This window comes from Mojavia sp. (genome assembly GCF_059505145.1).
In genome coordinates, this window is sequence record NZ_JCACKA010000094.1 from 22,163 (window position 1) to 41,614 (window position 19,452).

Below are 19,452 nucleotides of genomic sequence, written 5' to 3' on the forward strand. Positions count from 1 at the left end.
GGGTTTTATAGTATTAAGAGTTACTAAAAATTACTCTTTACTTCCCCAGCCTCCCCAGCTCCCCCAGCTTATCTTCGTGACATTCGGGGCAATGGCTATCATTTGCCCATATTTCTCTCCTTCCATCTCCTCAAACTCCAGCATCACGCCCCAACGTTCATCACTCGTTAGGGTACTAAGGAACTCTTTGACCGATTCCACTCCATACTCCAGCCTCTGAATCGCTAACTGGGCATAATATTTACTGTACGTTCGCTGATTTTTGAAGGGAGAAAGAAATTAAAACTCAACTGCAAAAGCGAATGGGTGATCGCAGAACTTTTCGGTCTACTAAAATTGCATGGATTGATTGACATAGATGTCAACTGCTGTGCCGGCTGGTAAAAACCAAACGTTAGTTCGTTGAGTTATCTGAGAGATTGCTTGTTGATTACGTTGGGCAATTTGAGGAACTACAGTGTTCATACCACCTTCAAAAACTCCAGCCAAGATATTGCGTTGAGGGTTGGTATTGCTAACGATAGTACTAGAACCACTTGTAGTAACAACTTGGGACTCAGTACGGTTAATTAACTCTGCTGCTTTGCCAAGACCACCTAAAACAAATAGTCCTAGATCCATACTGGCAATAGATGACCCCCGATCAGGAAATTGGTTTGCGGTTAGAGGTTTACCTTGGGGAGCACGAATCATCAGCGTATTTCGTGGTATGTCCCTTTGTGTGAGTTTGCCTTGAGCTTGCAAAATAACTTTGATTACGTCTAGCTGTACCAAGCCTTGATCCGAAACAGAACTCATTTGAGTTAATAATTCAGTATTGGCAGGGACAGCGATCGCACCATCTACAGATTTTAATGGTTCTTGCAAACGCACTACAAATACATTTGTGTTATTGCCATTTGCGGATTTAGACGTTTCTCCAAATACAGCTGTCGCCAACACAGCTTTAGCATGGCTGCCGACAGCTAGAGATTTTGGACTCTGCTGTGCTACTTGGTTCGCTCTAGAAGTTTGCTGCTTTGGTAGTTGTTCTGGGTTGGGATTTGTTATCTGTTGTTCCCCCTGTCCATTGTTTGTCTCTTGCTGAGAAGTTACATTTATATTAGGTTGCTCAGTAACACTCACCTGTCCATAGCTACCTAACTTTGCTAACCTTGCCAAATCTTGGAGTGGGTTTGATGTAGGTCGTGGAGTTACATCAACTAATGGTTGAGTTTGTAGTTGAACAATTATTGGTTGGGGTGGTGGTGAAGATTGAGCAAAAGATTGTTGAGGATAGGGATATCTAACAATGCGCTCAACTGTGACTGTTCGAGGTACGTAAACTGTTGACATCGGTGTTGGTGTTTTTTGTACCACTGTTCTTTTAGATCGAGAAGCATCAAGCTGTGAGTTTTGTTGAGCTGCTAACTCAGAAGGCGACATCAGTTTCCCGCTTCTAATTTGTTGTTGTGCTAATTTCACAGCCACTGCTTGTTCACTCAGGGCTAATTTTGTTTTTAAAGTCTCTACTTTTTCCTCTAAATCTGATTCTCTGGATTGCTGTTTTGTTGGCGATTGTATTTCTAGAGAAACAACATTATTGTTTTTTGGTTTTTGATCATTACTACTCATCAACTGTGATAAGAACCCGCCAGTAAATAAAACTATAACTAAAGTAGCAGTACCTACCAAGCCTAACTTACCAAAGGCATTAGATGAGAATGATTGTTTAGTCTTCTCTTCTATTGGTTGAGATGATAATGGCTGCAAATTAGCTGATTCTTCTAATACTTCAGCATCAGCAGATAAAGATTCTTCTTCCAAACCAACTAATTTTGCCATTCTTAATTCCCAATCTTTATAATTTACTTCTAATGGATAGTTGTCAGATTGGTGATTAGCTAAATTCTGTGGAGGAGTCCCTGAAAAAATTGAATTTTGAGCCATAATATTTAAAAATTAATGGGAATTTTTTTACATCATTTTTCTTATAAGCTGCATATTTTTTAGATTGGGGGTCGAGCGGTACCAAGGCGGTAAGCAGCTAATGTTGATGACCGTACTCCGGTACCAGAGATGACACAAGATATTGTGGGTAACCTCTTTGGTGATAGAGGTTAGATTTCACACAAACTTTTTGGGGAGCCTTACGAGCGAAGCTTGCAGCTAATCATAAAATTCAAAAAGAAGATGAAAAAGTGAGTTGGTTCCCTTGATGGATAAAATCTTGCTCCGTAAGCGAGTTGTAATTGAGTCGGTCAATGACCAACTTAAGAACATTTGCTGCTTTGAGCACTCAAGGCATGGGAGTGTACTTAACTTTATGGTTAATCTTTTCGCTGGACTAGTTGCTTACACCTACCAAGAGAAAAACCTACTTTAAATATTATTTTAAAGGTTTACCTATTTTCCTGGCTGCTGTTTTTTAGTTTCGTCGAACTCAGGTAAATTTAGGATTTATATTAATTTATCAGTAGATTTCACATTATTAAGAGATGGTGTTGGGAAAAATATCTGCTTAATGCTTCGACTAGACATTTGCTAAATTTCTATTAAATAAAAAACTTACGCATTGACAGAAAAATGAGAATCTAAATTCAAGTCCACTTTCTATTTTAGGTGTTATAGAATGAAGTTGCGAGCACTTGAAGAAACAAATTTAGTTCAACTTCATACCAGTTTTCAATTAACTCTTCCGCTTCCCTTAATTCTAGTTGTAGCAAAAATTGATTAACACTATCTCATGGGATAGACCTTTTAAAATCTTAGTAGTACTCAAAATGTAATGATGGAGAAGTTGAGTTTCTTGGCGTTCTCCTCCCATGCCTGCCTGTCCCCTTAGACTTATCCCTCTTTTGTCAAAGTGCGAACATTAATAAACTTCTTTGCTACGCAACGCTGGCGCGAACGTCACTACACCCCACACCCTACACCCAAAAGCCTTATAAATAAAGGATTTAGCGTTATATTAGTGCCATTCGTCTAAAACCCTGTTGCATCGCAGTAACACCCCTTAGCAGCCCCCACAGCCTCATTTAGTGTTTGGGGAGTGTCGGATGTGTTAAGGGCTGGTGTATTTATATCTATATTATTAGTGCCTGACACCAAACAATTCGCAGTGACGCTCCTTCGTCGTTAAGGTTTTGCTAACGCAATTATAGATAACTGCGATTTGCTTCCTTATTAATTGCGAATTGGTTTGATGCTTCATCCCGACTGAACCAATGTCCGAAAATCACATCACACTCCTCATCGGCTGGAACAAACCGATAAACGCACTCCCACTTTCCCCAAGGGCCCCAACCGACCGATGTCAGACAACTTCAAATCAATCTTGTCGAGTAGTTTCTGGATAGGAAAAAATTGAGGAGAAGGGTCAGTACGAATCCGTGAGCTATTCTAACCCTGAGCAACATTTTGAAGATAACGGAATTTGTTCTCTATTCTGAAATAGTTCTGGGTGAATAACGACGGGCATCTAACGTCACGAAGTCAAAGTTGGTCTGGGCACCAGCTGATTTCAAACGTATCTCTAGAGGTTGCCCTACAGGAACGCTACTAGGGCTGATGTATGTAAGAGTTAACCTCTCGAATTTACCTGGGCTTGGAACTGGGATATTAGTCTGATTGGCAGAGGCGAGTACAGTGTTGCCAGCACGCAACTCAATAGTAAAGCCGGGAAAGGTTGTAAAATCCAATCTTCGTCCTACGGATATGCCCAAGGTGTATATCGTGTTCGGAGCTAAGGTAGTTGGAAGTGTTTGATATACAGTCGCACCATTGCTGTAGAGCGTTTGGATTCCATCAAGTACAGAATTAAATGAGTTAGAAGAAGGGTTAAATACTCCCGGATTGCCAGTATTAATTACTGACCAACCAGTTATGTTTGCAATATTAAAAGACCCATTAAAAACAGAAGGAGACTCAAAACTAGGATTGCTGATCGCAATTGGTTCAGCATGAACCGAAGGCATTCCAACAGTGAGTAAAGTGGTTACTGCTGCCCCAGCAAGAGGAAACAACAAATTATTGACTTGCATAAAATACACCTTTAAATGTTGATCTGTAAACAGTCCAAGCAGTATGAGAAAAAATCTGTGTACTAATCGATAACGCTCTGAAGTGGTTATTGAATATTACATAAATTGAGGTTAGGGAACTCCAAAAAATAAATTATCCAATTTCACTCTTTCAAAGCGGCTTTCCCTTGCCCTGCTCCCCTTCGGGCGAATCATACGCTGCGTGAGTGCCAATCCCCCTACCCTGACGGGAAGCCGCTCCGCGTACGTGACGGAGACCGCCCTTCAGGTTCGCTACTTTGCCATCGTGACGGGAACCACCAAGACGGCAAGTGGACTCACCAAGACAGGGGCTGGTCTCAATTGCTCCCTGGCATAAGAGCGATGGGATATTTTTTTACTTGGAAGCCCCTTAGATTCTATTTTTTTTGGCAGGTTTTCGCATAGGGGCACATTTGGAGGGAGCAACAACTTAATCAGAATTTAAGTTGTATTAAACCTTGGAACGACATAGGTTTCGGTAATTTTTAACTTCTATTGGAAGTTAAAACGCTTAATTGGCAGCTATATATGTGGCTATTTTGGTTAGGTAACTCCCAATAATCTCTATAACTAAGGACGAATGGCACGCTTGAAAAGGGAAAATCGCCCTCGACAGCAGGGGTGCGCTTGTGCGCTTGTGCAGGGGGGAAAGAAGAAGTTTTAAGCATACGAATGGATATTTAGAAATTCCCCTCTGCGCCCTGCCCCCCGAAGTTTGCTTGGAGGGAAACCAACGCCACTTGCTCCACTTGGGGAGCCACCCCCGCAAGCGGCTGCTTGACTTGAGGGGAGTGGCGTGAAACCCCTACGTACCCGTCAGTGGCTCCTCCTGGCAACTTCTCTTCCTACTCCTCTGTAATCTTTACGCTGCATACCCTTCAGCTTAACTTAGTGCCATTCAACTAAGGACAGCTTAGACATAGCAGAAGGAGGCTTTTCCAAATGTATCAGGTTATTAAATGTATTTCTGCTGTATTTGAGTTTTAAAACCTAGTATACAGTGCTCCTCTATTTCTGACAACTGAAAAAAAACATTTCATTTATATAAGCAATATTGAGGATAATTGAATTGATTCAGAACTGACCAGAAGAGGACAAAGGGAGGGAGAGATCAGGGTAAGGGGAGGCAAGCAGACAATGCTATTTAAACTTTTCCCTTTGTCCTATTACTCCTGTGGCAAGTCATGTGCGGTAACGCCCAAGGGTTCAAAGCCCGCACTGAATCGGGAGATTTAGTGGCTTGTAATCATGTGGGCACGCAATGGAGTTGTGATTGCTTTCCAAGTCGTCCCCCTAACTTCTTGCCCCCGTCGATGCTGCACAGTTAGCATCTTCAACTGCTGTAAGTAGCATTATTAACAAAACATTTGTCACTTTGCTTGCAGTTTATTTACGCAATGACTATTACTGTTATAGCTACTTCGGTCTATCAGGGCAGATAGATAATTTTTGTAATGTTGTTATTTATTAGCACTCATTTTTCCTCAGAGAAACTTGGGTGCTTTTACTGACTGTGGAAACAGCTAGACGAACACTGCCAAAACCCAACAAATTACCCCATCCACTCCACCCAATCGGGAGCATCTGCCACCAACTGGCCAAATTTAAGAGGCTCAACCTCATCAAACTCCAACATCACGCCCCAACGCTCGTCGCTCGTTAGCGTACTGAGGAATTCTTTAACCGATTCCACCCCATACTCCACCCTCTGAATCACTAATTGGGCATAATATTTAACCTGCTGCCACCAAGAATCACAGGGGTTTTCGTGTCCGTCCAGACCCCCCCGATTATTACTTCCATCTTCATTAATGGGGGGGGTGGACGGAGGGTTGATGCTATACATAGCCTGCATCCTAGCCGCATGAGCTGCCTGATGTTCCCGTTCCTCCTGCCGTCTTCGCTCCTTTGACTCACGCTGCCTTTGACGGTACTCCAAAACCTTCTGAGCAAACACCACATCATCAGTATTCAGTCGATAATACCGAACCCGTTGTCCATTCTCAACAGGCCGCCTCGACTCAGCAGACAACCCAAGTTGTAAAAGATACTGGCTTAAAATCCATACTGGGGTTTCATCAAGTGGGATAGTCAAGTTGAGAATACCCTTGATATGCGGGACATTCCGCTTGGAGAAATCTGCCAATGCTTCAATCATTGGTTCATCTCCCTTAATCTCAACGCCATCGATTAAATCCGTCAACACCGCCCTCAACCCCAACCGATGACGCATAAGCCAGGATGTAGAATAATTACCCCAGTCTGTACAAATGGGCAGGCGATGAACCAGATTTTCTTCAGTCAAAGTGTGATTGATGGAAACAGCAGCGATCGTCCCACTCGCGACTGCTACGGCGATCTGTGAATAAGGGCTAGACACATCGCCCACCGCATAGAGTCCAGGAATCAAGGTTTGCTTAGTTTCATCCACTTGTACAATGTCATCGCTGCCAAGTTTACAACCTAACTTTGTGGCTAGATGGCTGTGCTGATGCGATCGAGGGCGCAGCAATATACCGCGACGGGGCAGCACTTTATTGTTCGTAAAGACGATCCCTGTTAGTTTGTCGTCTTGATGTTCGAGTCGAGCAATTTTTTCTTTACGTAGCTGAACCCCCCAATTTGATAACTGCTGTCGTTGCTCATGAGCTAATTCGGCAGAACCATCTGAACACAACACTAAATCGCGGCTCCAGCCGGTCAGCATGAATTTGAGTTGGCAGTAAGAAAAAATTGAAACCTACCATCGAGTGGGTTAGGCGATCGCAACCGCATGGAGCCAACGCTACAGAGGTTAATTAGCCTGGAACCAATCGTCATGCCATGTTCGGACACCATGACAACACGGTTTTTAGCCTGAAATGCCCCCCAGCATGGCAATCAATCCGCAGGCAGCAACTATTGTGATCGCGCCCCACTTAAACGGCGGGTTTCTATCTAGCCAATCCGTGAAGCTGGGTACACTCAAATTGCCAAAGTCACCCTCTACGGTGTCGTAACCAGAGATTGGGGCATATAGGTTGTCGGGTGCATCTGCCAATTTTGGCTCACCAGTCAGTTGAGCGGTAAAGCCAACCCGAAGAAATAAGCGATCAACAATCGACGGGGCAATGCGTTGCAGCATCTCTAATATTCGCCCCATATCACCCACAACAAAGTCACGAGTAGGATGTTGGGCCACATATAAAATGGCATCGGCAACGGTGCTGGGTTTGTTGTAAGGTGGTAACCCAGCAGGCGCTACTCCCAGCTTTGTCCGAATTTTGTTGAAAATGGGGGTATTCGTGATGGCGGGCATCACATTCGTAACGCTGATTGGCTGTTTTTGGTGCTGCAATTCAATTCGCAGGGAGTCTAAAAAGCCTGACATACCATGCTTGGAAGCTGCATACGCACTTTGCAAGGGAAACGGAACTCTCGCCGCTAACGAGGAAACATGAATGAGTGCGCCGCCGCCTTGTTTGAGGTGCGGTAGAGCCACCATTGCGCCATAGGCCTGTCCATTCAGGTTGACATCAATGACTCTTCTAAATTCTTCCGGTGTTATTTGGTCAAACGGTGCAACGATGCTGGTTCCAGACAGATGTACCCAGGTATCGAGTCGTCCGTAAGTGGCAATGGTCTGATCGGCGATCGCTTTCACCTGTTCAAATTCGCTGACATCGGCAATGACGGCGATCGCTTCTCCACCCAACTGCTTAATCTCCTCCACCAACGTTGCCAACCCCGACTCGCTACGAGCAGCAACAACAACCTTTGCGCCTTTTTTGGCAAACCGCAGGGCTGTTTCTCTGCCAATTCCACTAGAAGCGCCAACGATGGCGACTACTTGCTGACTGATCGGCTTTAATTTCATGGGTTCTACTCCTAAACTTGAATCTCTTTGAATACAGTCCCCAATGCTTGCGGCGAATAATTGCCAATGCTTACACCGGGGTTCATCCCTCTGAGAAAGATGTCTCACAGCAGCGTCTAGTGTCAGTCCTTGAGGAACGATAGAAGGTCGTTGTTGAGTTGTTACTTGTGCGTGTCGGTTAAACCGTGGGGTGCGCCTGGATAGATTTTTAAAGTGGCATTCTTCACAAGTTTGGCCGCAGCGAGAGGATCAGATGTTGGCGGTTTCAGGGTTTGGGTCAACAGATTTGGCGGAAACTGCTCCACGCCTCCTCGACGAGATAGTAGCCCTGATTTTGATTATCTTGATCAGCTCGCTGTGAATCCGCCATCTACGACCAGAGGTTGGCCAGTAATGTAGCTGGCAGCATCAGAGCAGAGAAAAACCACGGCTTGAGCGATTTCTTCTGCCTGACCCATGCGTCCCATTGGCACCATAGACGCTAAAGCATTTGCCGTGCTGCCCAACCTGTCATCCGTCATCTCAGTCGCAATCAAGCCAGGATTAATCGCATTGATCCGAATACCCTGTTTGGCATAGTCGAGCGCTGCCCCTCGTGTCAGCCCCATTACCGTATGTTTACTCGCGCTGTAAATAGATACCCCTGGAAACGAAACTAAACCTCCGACTGAAGAGTTATTGACAATCACTCCAGATCCTTGAGACAGCATTTGCCCAATCTCATGTTTCATACACAAAAAGAGTCCCCGCACGTTAATTGCCATGAGTTTGTCAAAGTCTTCGATCAATTGTTCATGCAGGGGTTTTGGAGGTAGATCAATCCCTGCATTATTGAAGGCACAATCGAGGCGTCCGTAAGTCTCAATTGTCTTCTGCACTAACGCTTTGATATCTTCCTCACTCGATACATCTGAACGTACAAATAAACATTCAGCGCCAGCATGACGAATCATTGCAGCGGTTGCCTCTCCTTCTAGGTCGCGTCTGCCTGAAAAAACAACCTTTGCACCTGCGGTTCCCAGTGCCAAAGCGGTCGCTTTACCGATTCCTGACGTGCCTCCAGTGACTAAAGCGACTTTGTTCTCAAGTGTGATCATTCTTACCTCTGCTTTAAAGTTGATACGAGTGAAGGATTAAACGTTCCAGTTTCTCGTGGCGATCGCTGAATCTCTTTGTTGAATACAGTCCCCAATGCTGGCGACGAATGATTGCCAATGCTTACACCGGGGTTCATCCCTCTGAGAAAGATGTCTCACATCAACGTCTGGTATCAGTCTTTGAGGAACGATAAAAGGTCGTTGTTGAGTTGTTCCTTGTGCGTATCGGTTAAACCGTGGGGTGCGCCTGGATAGATTTTCAGAGTGACATTCTTCACCAGTTTGGCGGCGGTGATCGCGGCAGCACCGATTGGCACGATCTGATCATCATCGCCGTGGATGATCAGCGTCGGCACGTCGAACTTTTTGAGATCCTGGGTAAAGTCCGTTTCAGAGAATGCCTTGATGCAGTCGAAGGCGTTTTTGTGACCCGCCTGCATTCCCTGAAGCCAGAAGCAGTCGATCATACCTTGGGAGACTTTAGCACCCGGACGGTTGAAGCCGAAGAATGGGCCGCTAGCAAGATCCTTGTAGAGTTGCGATCGGTCAGCAAGAGAACCAGTGCGAAGCCCGTCAAACACGTCGATCGGCAGTCCGTCAGGATTATTCTCTGTCTTCAGCATCAGCGGCGGAACGGCAGAGATTAGCGCGGCTTTGGCAACTCTTGCTGTGCCGTGGCGACCGATATAGCGAGCAACTTCACCGCCACCCGTCGAGAATCCAAATAACGCCGCCTCTTTGAGATCCAGGCTTTCGATTAGCTCTGCGAGATCGTCGGCATAGGTATTCATCTCGTTGCCGTTCCAGGGTTGGCTTGATCGCCCATGTCCTCGGCGATCATGAGCGACCGCCCGAAACCCGTGGTTTGCTAAAAACAGCATTTGAGCTTCCCAACTATCAGAATTCAGAGGCCAACCGTGGCTGAAGACAACGGGTTGTCCTGTACCCCAATCTTTGTAGTAAATCTGTGTGCCATCTTGCGTTGTGATTGTGCTCATGAGATTTCTCCTAAATCGGTATGGGTTAGATTCAAGGTGAGCGAAGTTGCTGACTCGACATTTACCTCGTTGTTCTCATTCTTCAACAGACATTCGATTTAGCCCACGCAAGTTCCTTGAGTTAAAGCTGCAACTTATCGTCAAGCGTGGTATTCTTCAGGAAAAAATACCCTGATCCAGTGGTTTGCAATTCGTACAAAAGGATGCAGCCCGTTATAAAAAAGATTCGCTTTGCCCTAAAATCGGCAATTTACTTGTGGATGCCAATGCCAAGAAATCGTCTCTTATATTTAGTGGTATTCAAAGAATCATCGACCCGACATCGGACGCGATCACGGTTGGTTTTGCCAGTCGTGGTCGCGTAAATAAGATTCAAAGTCGGTTGGAGCAGGAAAATCACGTTTCAACTGTGCTAAATCCGCTGCGTAGCCGACGTTCTCAAACCAGCGATACATGATAGTCAATTCCTCTCCAATTTGCTGCTCAAACGCTTCAAACGGAATTTGTTGGTATTTGACGGTTTTTCCTAAAACACGGCTGAACGCAGCAGCGATTTCCGGCATGGTCATGTCCACACTGGCAAGTTCAATTTCGCCCTTCATGAAGTCTGCGGGGCGATCAAATACATCAGCGACCATCTCCCCGTAATCTTCTTCAGAAAGCTGCTGCAACTTCGTCTCAGGACTCAATGGCTGAAAGAGCGTTCCAGTTTCAACCATCGGGCGCATCATGTTGTAATTGTAGAAGAAGAAAACGGGTCGCAGGATTGTGTAGGGCAACTTGCTCGCTCGGATGTATTCTTCAACTTGAAACTTGCTGTCGAAATGCGGAATGCCCGTGTTGCGTTCGGCGCTACCCACCGAACTGTAGACGAAGTGCTGGATGCCCGCCGATGAAGCCGCGTCTGCAACCGCTTTGCCCTGACGGATTTCGGTGTCTAATCCATCTTGAAATATCTGTAGCGAAAAAACGCCGTAGGCACCTTGCAAAGCGCGATCAAGGGAAGCGCGATCGTTGAGATCCCCGACTACGAGTTCTGCGCCTGCTTGCTCAAGGGCAACAGATGCAGGCTTGTTTGGGTCACGCACCAAGGCGCGAACCTTGAAATTGCCGCGTTGCAAAAGATGACGGGCGATCGCGCTTCCCTGATTGCCTGTAGCTCCTGTGACTAAGATAAGTCGTTCTGCGTTGATTGACTGTGGCATGGGATTCCTCCTGAATCGGTATGGGTTGGGTTCAAGGCAACGATTGCGCTGACTCGACATTTACCTTGTTGTTCTCATTCTTCAACAGACATTCGATTTAGTCCACGCAAGTTCCTTGAGTTAAAGCTGCAACTTATCGTCAAGCGTCGTATTCTTCAGGAAAAAAGGCACTGATTCAGTAGTTTGCAATTCGTACAAAAGGATGCAGCCCGGAATGGCACTAAGAAAAGCTGGGGAGGCTGGGGGAGTAAAGAGGAAAACTTGTATTGATCAATACTGAAATAGCGTTGAATTCACTTATTTCTTTGTCTCCCCCAGCACAAGAGCGCTCAAGAACAGCTTGCCTCAACAAATAACTAAACTTAGTGCCATTCGATGCAGCCCGTTATAAAAAAGATTCGCTTTGCCCTAAAATCGGCTATTTACTTATGGATGCCAATGCCAAGAAATCCAAGCGCAGTATTGTCGTAATTGGGGTGAAATCAAGGCAATTATCAACCTTTCACTTCAAAAGGTATAAAATAAATGAACTTTTAGCATAATCACAAGCCACTTTTATTTTTGCTTCTAGCTCAGCCTTGTCACGGACAGGTTTAGTAAGAAAAACAGTATTAGATAAAGAAATTGTCTGTACCGCTCCAGGTGATGACTAATTCATTCGCTTCTAAAACTTCTCCTTTAGGACATACGCTGGCAAAGTAACTCCAAGCATTAATAAATTGTTGATTTGATGCAAAAGTCTCAAATTTTGACATGACTTATAGCTCCTTATCGCTAGTCGGGTAAGAGGGAACATGTCAATGAGCACGTCATGTTAGCTGTTGGCAATCGTAACGGCTCGATTCACATGCGTGTCCGTGGTCAACTGCTCTATGACGAACGCGGCCAGATCGGCGCGGGTTATCTGTCGGCCCTTCTCTACGCCTACGAGCACACGCACGGAGCCGACAGCTGGCTGGTCGTTTAACACGGTGGGGCGAACTAGCACATATGGGACTCCTGCCTGTGCGATCTCCCGTTCCATGGCGGCCTTATCCGCCGTAGATCCACGCAGGAATGTGGGCAGCAGCAGCAGCCGGAACGGTAGTGTTGCGTGCGCCGTGCTGTCCCCCACACCCAGAGTCGAGATCGCGATAATCCGGCGTGTGCCGTGCTTCTTTGCGGCTGCGACGACGGCGCGGGCAACCCGTTGTTCGATCTCCGTCTTCCGCCACGGCGTCTTGCCGCCGACTGTATCGATCACAGCGTCCTGGCCGGCTGTCGCGTGGAACATCGTCACTTGGTCGCTTGCATCCCCAGTGAGAACGCGAACGTTAGGCGGGGCGTTGTATTGAGCACTATCGCGCATGAAGACCGTCACACTGTGGCCAGCAGCAACGGCCTGCTTCACCACCTGTCTTCCTGTCTTGCCCGCTGCTCCGATCACTAAGACATTCATCGTGGTACCTCTTTGGGATATATCGCAAAACTAGGTCATTCTCTAAAAGCCAGCCAGTGCGATCGCAAAGCCGCCAGCAACTGTAACTAGTAATGAGGAATTGCAGAATAAACTCAAGAATCAGAAAGCATTGAGTTGTACAAATTAAACGTACTGCTTTCTTATATCTTCTGACCTGATAAGTTTTGAAGTGCTTGCAGGTTGAGTAACTACGCTAACTTCTCCCTGTGCAGTTTTATTCACAGGAAAATTTTATCCCATAGTTCGTCGAAGCGATTTCAACGGCTTTTTCGATGTCGGCGGGACTAGGGGGGCGGTTTTGATTGCGCTCTTGTTCAGGGTTCATTGGCAGGTTCACTAGCTGACCTACTTCTGCAAAAAACTGCTCAGGCCCAGAAGGTGTAGCTATCACCAACACTTTTGCAGGCTTTGACCCGACGTTCTTGAAACCGTGGCGCAAACCTTTAGGAAAGGAGAGGTAGGTTCCTTGAGTTGCGACAGTAGTTTGTTCGTCAAACTGGTACTCAACCTCACCCTCAAGAATATAGTGCGATTCAGCCGCTTGGTCGTGACTGTGGGGTGGTGTAGTGCTTTGCGGTTGCATCACTATCTCGTATAACGAATAGGTTCCGCCCGTATCTTCTCCCACAGCGAGAAAGGTGTATAAGTCACCCAGCACTAAATATGTGGAACCCTTACCAGGCTGAACTAATGTAGCTTTGGCATTGACAGAGATTGTTTCGTTCATGGCTTTTCTCCTAAATAGCTTATGGCGTAAACTGTTGCGACATGAACTCAGTTTGCAAAACTTCTCCAAATTGCACCACTCAATATCCGCCAGTTAAGCGCCTAGTTAAGGCGATCAGTTAGGCTAGTGCCAACGCTCCTAACGTCGGTATCGGCGAAGCTATGCCGTTGGCGCAGCCTCTCATAGAGAAGGCTTTACGCTGGTGCCGTTTCCATTTAGCCCACGCAAGTTCCTTGAGTTAAAGCCGCAACTTATCGTCAAGCGTGGTATTCTTCAGGAAAAAGACCCTGATTCAGTGGTTTGCAATTCGCACAAAAGGATGCAGCTCGTTATAAAAAAGACTCGCTTTGCCCTAAAATCGGCAATTTGCTTATGGATGCCAATGCCAAAAAATCCAAGCGCAGTAGAGTTGCCTCGGCACGAGTCCGAGGAGTCATTGTGTCGCCTCATGGATGGCAGCGATTTCAAGCGGCAAAACAGCAGGCAGAATCGGAGGAAACCTGGGGTAAGCGGTTCACGCAGGAGGATCTCAACGAACGCACAGGACTATCACTCAATACCCTCGCCCGAATCCTTAATCGCGAACTTGGTGTCGATCGGCAGTCGCTAGAGATCCTTTTTCAAGCATTTGGGCTGGAACTCACAAAGGATGATTATGCACCCCCTGTCGCAGCCTCTAAAACGTTAGAGTCGCAGCGAGAAGATCCGCAACAAGACTGGGATAACGCGGTTGATGCTAGGGTGTTTTATGGTCGTGAAACCGAATTGGCGCAACTTTGGCAGTGGATAGTGACCCAACGTTGTCGCGTGGTTGGGTTGCTGGGGATTGGCGGGATTGGCAAAAGTACGATCGCCGTTAAAGCAGCGCTACAGATGCAGTTTGAGTTTGAGGTTGTGGTATGGCGATCGCTGGCGAATGCTCCCTCGTTCGACAAACTCCTGACCAGCCTGCTGAAATTTTTGATGCCACTTCAGGGAGATGATCCGATCATCCCGGCAACACTGGATGAAAAGCTTGTCTTATTGATGCAGTATTTGCGATCGCAGCGGTGTCTGTTGATTTTAGATAACGCTGAAACCATTTTGCATAGTGAACAAGTTGGTCTGTGGCAATCTGGGTATGAAGCTTACGGGCAATTTTTAAGAACGCTGGGCGAAACGCCCCATCAAAGCTGTTGCTTGCTGACCAGTCGCGAAAAGCCACGGGAAATCGCGTTGATGGAAGGCGAGCAGAGCGTAGTGCGATCGCTGGTTCTGGGTGGACTCACGCCCGATGATGGACGCGCCATTTTTCGGCAAAAAGGAGCGTTTACAGGTTCACTTGCCCAGTGGCAAATCCTGATCAATCACTATGGCGGCAATCCTCTGGCGCTGAAGTTAGTGGCAGCCGCAACGCAAGATTTGTTCAACGGCAGCGTTGCAGAGGTTCTAACCTATCTTGAGCAGGGCATTTTTGTCTTTGAAGACATCCGCGATCTGCTCGCTCGCCAATTCAATCGCCTATCGGTAGAGGAACAGAAAATTCTCTACTGGTTTGCTATTCACCGAGAGCCGATGGCGATTGCAGAGATTCGTCAAAACGTTATCGGTGCAGCCTCGCAACAAACTGTTCCCCAACAAGTAAATTCGCTGCTTCGGCGATCGCTACTCGAAAAAACAGATGGATTATTTTTCTTGCAGCCCGTTGTAATGGAGTATGTCACAGAACGGTTGATACAACAGGTCTGTACAGAATTTACAACTCGACAGCTTGATGTATGGCAAAGTCATTCATTGATTCGGGTGCAGGCAAAAGACTATATCCGAGAGATGCAATTACGATTCATCGTACAGCCTGTAATGGAATGGCTTTTATCGTCTTATCGAAATGTGTCAGAAGTTGAAGATAGAGCAAGGCTGCTCCTGGCACAACAGCGACAACAGCCAGAATATGGAGCAGGATATGCAGCAGGGAATTTGATCAATCTGCTGGTGCAGCTCAAAGTAGATTTGCAGGGTTCCGATTTTTCTTTCCTCGTGGTGCGGCAAGCCGACCTAAGACAGATTAATTTGGCGGGAGTCAATTTTCAAAATGCGAATTTAGCAACATCCCTTTTTTCTGAAACCTTGGGGATTGCAACATCAGTCGATATTAGCCCCGATGGTCAATGTTTTGCCGTGGCTGATATAAGCGGGATGGTGTATCTGTGGAATGTCACATCCCATGAACTCCTCGCTACTTTTGAGGGACATAGCGGTGGGGTTTGGGCTGTTGCATTTAGTCCCGATGGCACGACGTTGGCGAGTGGCGGTAATGATGCTGTGGTGCGGTTATGGAATGTGCAAAGTGGTGAGTGCTTGCAGGTTTTGGCCGGGCACACGGGGCGAATTTGGTCTTTAAGCTTTAGCGCTAATCGTCAATGGTTAGCCAGTGCTAGTGATGATCAAACCGTGAGAGTGTGGAGTTTACAAGGTGACTGCTTGCACGTTTTAAAAGGACACACCAAAAATGTTTATTCCGTTCACTTCTCGCCCAACTATCCAACTTTAGCCAGCGGCAGTAACGATACCTCGATTCGGATTTGGGATGTTGAGAGTGGAAAATGCTTAAATGTGTTGCAAGGGCATTCTTCTGGCGTTCGCTGTGTGCGTTACAGTCCAGATGGTCAATGGTTGGCAAGTGGCGATCTTGATGGCTGTATCCAACTATGGAGTCATCCATCTAATTCAAAAACGCATTCCCCCAATCCTGAATTCAAACCGCTTCGAGGGCATATCAACTGGGTTCGAGGCATTGTATTTAGTCCAGAGGGTAGCACTTTAGTGAGTAGCAGTGATGATGAAACCCTTCGGATTTGGAATGTGCAAGACAGACACTGTATGAATATTCTGGCCGAGCATACTGGCGCTACTCTGGCCATCGCCATGAGTGCAGACGGTAAGCTATTGATCAGTGCTAGCCAAGACCGAACGGTACGCTTGTGGCAGATGCCAAGCGGACAAAGCATCAAAACGTTGAGCGGCTATACGACCGATGGAAAACACTCCTTGAGTTTTAGTCCCATCCCATTGGCAGCATCTCAAAAGCAGAATGACTCTACCCCTGCGGGAACCGAGCCAGCCACTATGAGCCACCTGCTTGCCAGTAGTAGTAGCCAAGCGGGAACGATTCACTTATGGCAGTGGCAGGTTGATGGCAATCCACTCAGCTTGCTTCCCTGGAAAACCCTCTATAGAGAAACCAGCCGAGTTTCAAATTTAAGCTTTAGCCCAGATGGTCAATTGATCGCCACCAATGGGCAAGATGGCTCAATTTTTCTATTGGATGTGCAAACAGGACAGGGCGATCGCTGGATCGCTCATGATGCCCCCGTAATAGCGGTGCTTTTTAACCCTAAAGGGCAAACCCTGGGAAGTAGTAGTTATGACCAGACAGTACGCCTGTGGAATGTGCAAACTCGTCAATGCTTGCAAGTGCTACGGGGTCATCGGGGTAGCATTCAGGCGATCGCTTTTGATCCCAAAGGGCAAACGCTGGCAAGTGGCAGTTCTGACCAAACCATTCGCCTTTGGGATGTGCAGACAGGAGATTGCCTGCGGATGATAGAAGGGAACGGGGGTGGGCTTTACACGCTAGCATTTCATCCAACCGAGCCGATTCTGGCGAGCGGCAGCTTTGACCAAACCATCCGGTTGTGGAATGTGCAAACCGGAGCGTGTCTGCGAATATTACGAGGGCATACCAGTGCCGCGTATACTCTCGCCATTAGCCCTGATGGTCAACTATTGGCAAGTGGCAGTGACGATCAAACCGTGCGCTTATGGAATCTGCAAACGGGAGAATGCCTTCATGTCATGTCCGGACATGTCAGCTGGATCAGGTCAGTCATCTTTAGCTCTGACGGTCAAATTGTATTCAGTGGCAGTGACGATCGCACCATAAAACTGTGGGATGTCGCAACGGGACGCTGTATCAAAACGGTGAAAGGCGATCGGCTGTATGAAGGTATGAATATTCAAGGTGCCACAGGATTGACCAATGCTCAAAAAGCAACATTGAGAGCATTAGGAGCAATTTCACGGTGAAGCGATTGTTTACGGCACTACTGTTCTCACAGCATTTTGTAAAAAGCGATTGCCTACGGCACAGCAAAGCTGATCGCCTTAACTCAAAGATTAAATTGCGGATCTTGAGTCGTGAAATGTGGGGCTATTTTGCAAACTGAATCCATGTCGAAACCACTGCTTAGAAGAAATTTCAGCCATGATCGTTCACTGGAGTTTAGACTAAAAATCAGCACTTTGAAAATCATACTTAGAGAAATGAAGATTTAGAGGATACACCATGTTTTTTAGAGCAATTTTAGCTGTTATAACCACAGTACTGATTATTATAATCTCGTATATTTCTTCGGGGATGGCTACAGGTCAAACTCTAAAAGCTCAAGTACCTGGTGTTTACTCTTTTCGGTTAGGCGAATTCACGATTACGGCACTTAGTGATGGTACAGTACCGCAAGATCTTAATCAGGTTTTAACTAATACGAACTCAGCAGAGATCGAGCGTCTCCTCCATAGAGACTTCCGCACGAACCCTGTTGAAACCTCAATCAATGCGTTTCTTATCGATACCGGAGATAAACAGGTATTGGTAGATACTGGAGCAGGACAATTGTTCGGCCCAAAGCTCGGTGGCAAGTTACAAGTGTCCTTGACAGCAGCGGGCTATGCACCAGAAGAGATCGACATAATTCTCCTTACCCATATCCATAGCGATCATAGCGGCGGTCTGGTCGAAAATGAGCGACTGATGTTTCCTACTGCCACAGTTTACGCTGGCAAGCCTGATGTCGATTTATGGCTCGAACCCGCGAATGCCGAGCGATTGCATCTCGACCGCAGATATTTCGATGAAGCAACCAAAACAGTCAAACCCTACCTCGATGCAGGCAAGCTGAAATCGTTTTCTGGCGAGATAGCTATCTTACCAGGAATCACTGCGCGTCCCACGCCTGGACACACGCCGGGACACAGCTTTTATGTAGTTGAAAGCGGGGGCGAGAGCATTGAGTTTTGGGGTGATATTCTTCACTTCGGCTCGATTCAATTTCCAAATCCTAAAATCACAGTTGCCTATGATGTCAATTCAAATGCCGCAGCAAAGCAACGAGCGAAACAGTTTACCCGTGCAGAAAAATCACGCCGCCTAGTCGCAGCTGCACATTTGTCTTTTCCAGGAGTGGGACACATCCGTGCAGAGAATAAGGGTTATACCTGGATACCTATGGATTATCACTGGCGCGATTAAGGAGTTCAGACGGGATAGGCTTTGTTGCATGAAACAAAAAAACACACACCAACTCTGCCAGGAATTGGTAATTAATCTTCCACTTTATAACTGTCTGGTTTGCCCAACTGGATCATAGGATTAAGCGCAGCACATTGCAGAAATAACTCAACAGCTTGATTATCACCCAAAGCGTCGTCTTAGCTTACCCCCAAAAATAATTTTGAGCCGAAACATAGCTGTTTGGGACAAACAACGTCGATGATATCTGCTTTCTTGCGACCAAAAGCTGGGGATCAATTTGATGTATCCGACGCAAATTTTCCAACCTAGTTCCTGTTTACACTGCCGATAATCCCAATTTTCATAGTTTGAGCAGCTGCTTTGAACATCATACTTACTATATCAGGCACGCTTGGAAACAATCTTTACCTGACTCAAGAGTATTGATAAGGAATAATTTAGGATGGCAAATTGAAGGAAATTGCTCGCCTCTCCATCTTTGTGAGTCACCCCATCCACTCCACCCAATCGGGAGCAGCTGCAACCAACTGGCCAAATTTAAGAGGCTCAACCTCATCAAACTCCACCATCACGCCCCATCTTTCGTCACTCGTCAGCGTACTGAGGAATTCTTTGACCGATTCAACTCCATAATCTACCCTTTGAATCACTAACTGAGCATAATACTTAACACGCTTCCACCAAGAATCACTTAGGCTATCTTGTCCGTCCATACCCCCCCGATTATTACTTCCATCTTCATTAATGGGGGGGTTGGACGGAGCGGAATTAGGCAGG

Annotated in this window: 18 protein-coding genes; 3 read left to right on the forward strand and 15 right to left on the reverse strand. The window is 46.4% G+C overall.

Going from position 1 to position 19,452, the window contains the following annotated elements; genetic code table 11:
- Positions 1–30 precede the first annotated feature (30 nt).
- Positions 31–201, reverse strand: a complete 171-nt coding sequence (locus AC5JL8_RS27010) for a hypothetical protein (RefSeq protein ID WP_495882763.1) — start codon at positions 199–201, stop codon at positions 31–33.
- A gap of 129 nt (positions 202–330) precedes the next feature.
- A complete protein-coding gene (locus AC5JL8_RS27015) occupies positions 331–1,929 on the reverse strand; it encodes a TrbI/VirB10 family protein (RefSeq protein WP_495882764.1) in 1,599 nt (532 codons plus the stop codon).
- A gap of 268 nt (positions 1,930–2,197) precedes the next feature.
- On the opposite strand from AC5JL8_RS27015, the gene AC5JL8_RS27020 reads away from it, so the two are divergent.
- Positions 2,198–2,365 (forward strand): transposase, encoded by a 168-nt coding sequence (locus AC5JL8_RS27020; protein ID WP_495882765.1) that lies wholly within the window; start codon positions 2,198–2,200, stop codon positions 2,363–2,365.
- 1,057 nt (positions 2,366–3,422) lie between these two features.
- Here the strand turns inward: AC5JL8_RS27020 and AC5JL8_RS27025 are convergent.
- The 12 genes from AC5JL8_RS27025 to AC5JL8_RS27080 all read right to left on the reverse strand — a co-directional run bounded on the left by AC5JL8_RS27025 (position 3,423) and on the right by AC5JL8_RS27080 (position 13,385).
- On the reverse strand, positions 3,423–4,022 hold the full coding sequence (locus tag AC5JL8_RS27025) for a hypothetical protein (RefSeq protein ID WP_495882766.1): 600 nt from the start codon (positions 4,020–4,022) through the stop codon (positions 3,423–3,425).
- 1,573 nt (positions 4,023–5,595) lie between these two features.
- Positions 5,596–6,750, reverse strand: coding sequence for an FAD-dependent oxidoreductase (locus tag AC5JL8_RS27030; protein WP_495882767.1), 1,155 nt, complete (start codon positions 6,748–6,750; stop codon positions 5,596–5,598).
- Positions 6,744–6,881 carry a hypothetical protein gene (locus tag AC5JL8_RS27035; protein WP_495882768.1) on the reverse strand — a complete coding sequence of 46 codons (138 nt, stop codon included), beginning with the start codon at positions 6,879–6,881 and terminating at the stop codon, positions 6,744–6,746. The genes AC5JL8_RS27030 and AC5JL8_RS27035 overlap by 7 nt, the downstream gene beginning before the upstream one ends.
- Before the next feature lie 13 nt (positions 6,882–6,894).
- Positions 6,895–7,899 (reverse strand): SDR family oxidoreductase, encoded by a 1,005-nt coding sequence (locus AC5JL8_RS27040; protein ID WP_495882769.1) that lies wholly within the window; start codon positions 7,897–7,899, stop codon positions 6,895–6,897.
- Between the two features lie 161 nt (positions 7,900–8,060).
- A complete protein-coding gene (locus AC5JL8_RS27045) occupies positions 8,061–8,204 on the reverse strand; it encodes a hypothetical protein (RefSeq protein WP_495882770.1) in 144 nt (47 codons plus the stop codon).
- Between the two features lie 42 nt (positions 8,205–8,246).
- Complete coding sequence (locus tag AC5JL8_RS27050) at positions 8,247–8,996, reverse strand: SDR family oxidoreductase (protein WP_495882771.1); 750 nt, start codon at positions 8,994–8,996, stop codon at positions 8,247–8,249.
- A gap of 2 nt (positions 8,997–8,998) precedes the next feature.
- Positions 8,999–9,133, reverse strand: a complete 135-nt coding sequence (locus AC5JL8_RS27055) for a hypothetical protein (protein ID WP_495882772.1) — start codon at positions 9,131–9,133, stop codon at positions 8,999–9,001.
- Positions 9,134–9,169: 36 nt separating this feature from the next.
- On the reverse strand, positions 9,170–9,994 hold the full coding sequence (locus AC5JL8_RS27060) for an alpha/beta fold hydrolase (protein ID WP_495882773.1): 825 nt from the start codon (positions 9,992–9,994) through the stop codon (positions 9,170–9,172).
- 332 nt (positions 9,995–10,326) lie between these two features.
- Positions 10,327–11,199, reverse strand: coding sequence for an NmrA/HSCARG family protein (locus tag AC5JL8_RS27065; RefSeq protein WP_495882774.1), 873 nt, complete (start codon positions 11,197–11,199; stop codon positions 10,327–10,329).
- A gap of 611 nt (positions 11,200–11,810) precedes the next feature.
- Positions 11,811–11,954 (reverse strand): hypothetical protein, encoded by a 144-nt coding sequence (locus tag AC5JL8_RS27070; RefSeq protein ID WP_495882775.1) that lies wholly within the window; start codon positions 11,952–11,954, stop codon positions 11,811–11,813.
- Positions 11,955–12,013: 59 nt separating this feature from the next.
- Positions 12,014–12,637: an NAD(P)-dependent oxidoreductase gene (locus AC5JL8_RS27075; RefSeq protein WP_495882776.1), complete on the reverse strand. Its 624-nt coding sequence runs from the start codon at positions 12,635–12,637 to the stop codon at positions 12,014–12,016.
- A gap of 235 nt (positions 12,638–12,872) precedes the next feature.
- Positions 12,873–13,385, reverse strand: coding sequence for a cupin domain-containing protein (locus AC5JL8_RS27080; protein ID WP_495882777.1), 513 nt, complete (start codon positions 13,383–13,385; stop codon positions 12,873–12,875).
- Positions 13,386–13,757: 372 nt separating this feature from the next.
- Here AC5JL8_RS27080 and AC5JL8_RS27085 point away from each other — a divergent pair, with 372 nt between their 5' ends.
- Together AC5JL8_RS27085 and AC5JL8_RS27090 are read left to right on the forward strand one after the other, a co-directional pair.
- Positions 13,758–17,450, forward strand: coding sequence for a WD40 repeat domain-containing protein (locus AC5JL8_RS27085; RefSeq protein WP_495882778.1), 3,693 nt, complete (start codon positions 13,758–13,760; stop codon positions 17,448–17,450).
- Between the two features lie 259 nt (positions 17,451–17,709).
- Positions 17,710–18,672, forward strand: coding sequence for an MBL fold metallo-hydrolase (locus AC5JL8_RS27090; protein WP_495882779.1), 963 nt, complete (start codon positions 17,710–17,712; stop codon positions 18,670–18,672).
- A gap of 488 nt (positions 18,673–19,160) precedes the next feature.
- On the opposite strand, the gene AC5JL8_RS27095 is transcribed toward AC5JL8_RS27090, so the two are convergent.
- On the reverse strand, positions 19,161–19,452 hold a 292-nt coding region (locus AC5JL8_RS27095; protein ID WP_495882780.1), incomplete at its 5' end, for a hypothetical protein.

Bases quoted from the DNA above. Each gene is read 5' to 3' on its own strand.
- AC5JL8_RS27015 (WP_495882764.1), bottom strand. From the start codon at position 1,929: ATGGCTCAAAATTCAATTTTTTCAGGGACTCCTCCACAGAATTTAGCT.
- AC5JL8_RS27020 (WP_495882765.1), top strand. From the start codon at position 2,198: ATGGATAAAATCTTGCTCCGTAAGCGAGTTGTAATTGAGTCGGTCAAT.
- AC5JL8_RS27025 (WP_495882766.1), bottom strand. From the start codon at position 4,022: ATGCAAGTCAATAATTTGTTGTTTCCTCTTGCTGGGGCAGCAGTAACC.
- AC5JL8_RS27030 (WP_495882767.1), bottom strand. From the start codon at position 6,750: ATGCTGACCGGCTGGAGCCGCGATTTAGTGTTGTGTTCAGATGGTTCT.
- AC5JL8_RS27035 (WP_495882768.1), bottom strand. From the start codon at position 6,881: ATGGTGTCCGAACATGGCATGACGATTGGTTCCAGGCTAATTAACCTC.
- AC5JL8_RS27040 (WP_495882769.1), bottom strand. From the start codon at position 7,899: ATGAAATTAAAGCCGATCAGTCAGCAAGTAGTCGCCATCGTTGGCGCT.
- AC5JL8_RS27050 (WP_495882771.1), bottom strand. From the start codon at position 8,996: ATGATCACACTTGAGAACAAAGTCGCTTTAGTCACTGGAGGCACGTCA.
- AC5JL8_RS27055 (WP_495882772.1), bottom strand. From the start codon at position 9,133: ATGAACCCCGGTGTAAGCATTGGCAATCATTCGTCGCCAGCATTGGGG.
- AC5JL8_RS27060 (WP_495882773.1), bottom strand. From the start codon at position 9,994: ATGAGCACAATCACAACGCAAGATGGCACACAGATTTACTACAAAGAT.
- AC5JL8_RS27065 (WP_495882774.1), bottom strand. From the start codon at position 11,199: ATGCCACAGTCAATCAACGCAGAACGACTTATCTTAGTCACAGGAGCT.
- AC5JL8_RS27070 (WP_495882775.1), bottom strand. From the start codon at position 11,954: ATGTCAAAATTTGAGACTTTTGCATCAAATCAACAATTTATTAATGCT.
- AC5JL8_RS27075 (WP_495882776.1), bottom strand. From the start codon at position 12,637: ATGAATGTCTTAGTGATCGGAGCAGCGGGCAAGACAGGAAGACAGGTG.
- AC5JL8_RS27080 (WP_495882777.1), bottom strand. From the start codon at position 13,385: ATGAACGAAACAATCTCTGTCAATGCCAAAGCTACATTAGTTCAGCCT.
- AC5JL8_RS27085 (WP_495882778.1), top strand. From the start codon at position 13,758: ATGGATGCCAATGCCAAAAAATCCAAGCGCAGTAGAGTTGCCTCGGCA.
- AC5JL8_RS27090 (WP_495882779.1), top strand. From the start codon at position 17,710: ATGTTTTTTAGAGCAATTTTAGCTGTTATAACCACAGTACTGATTATT.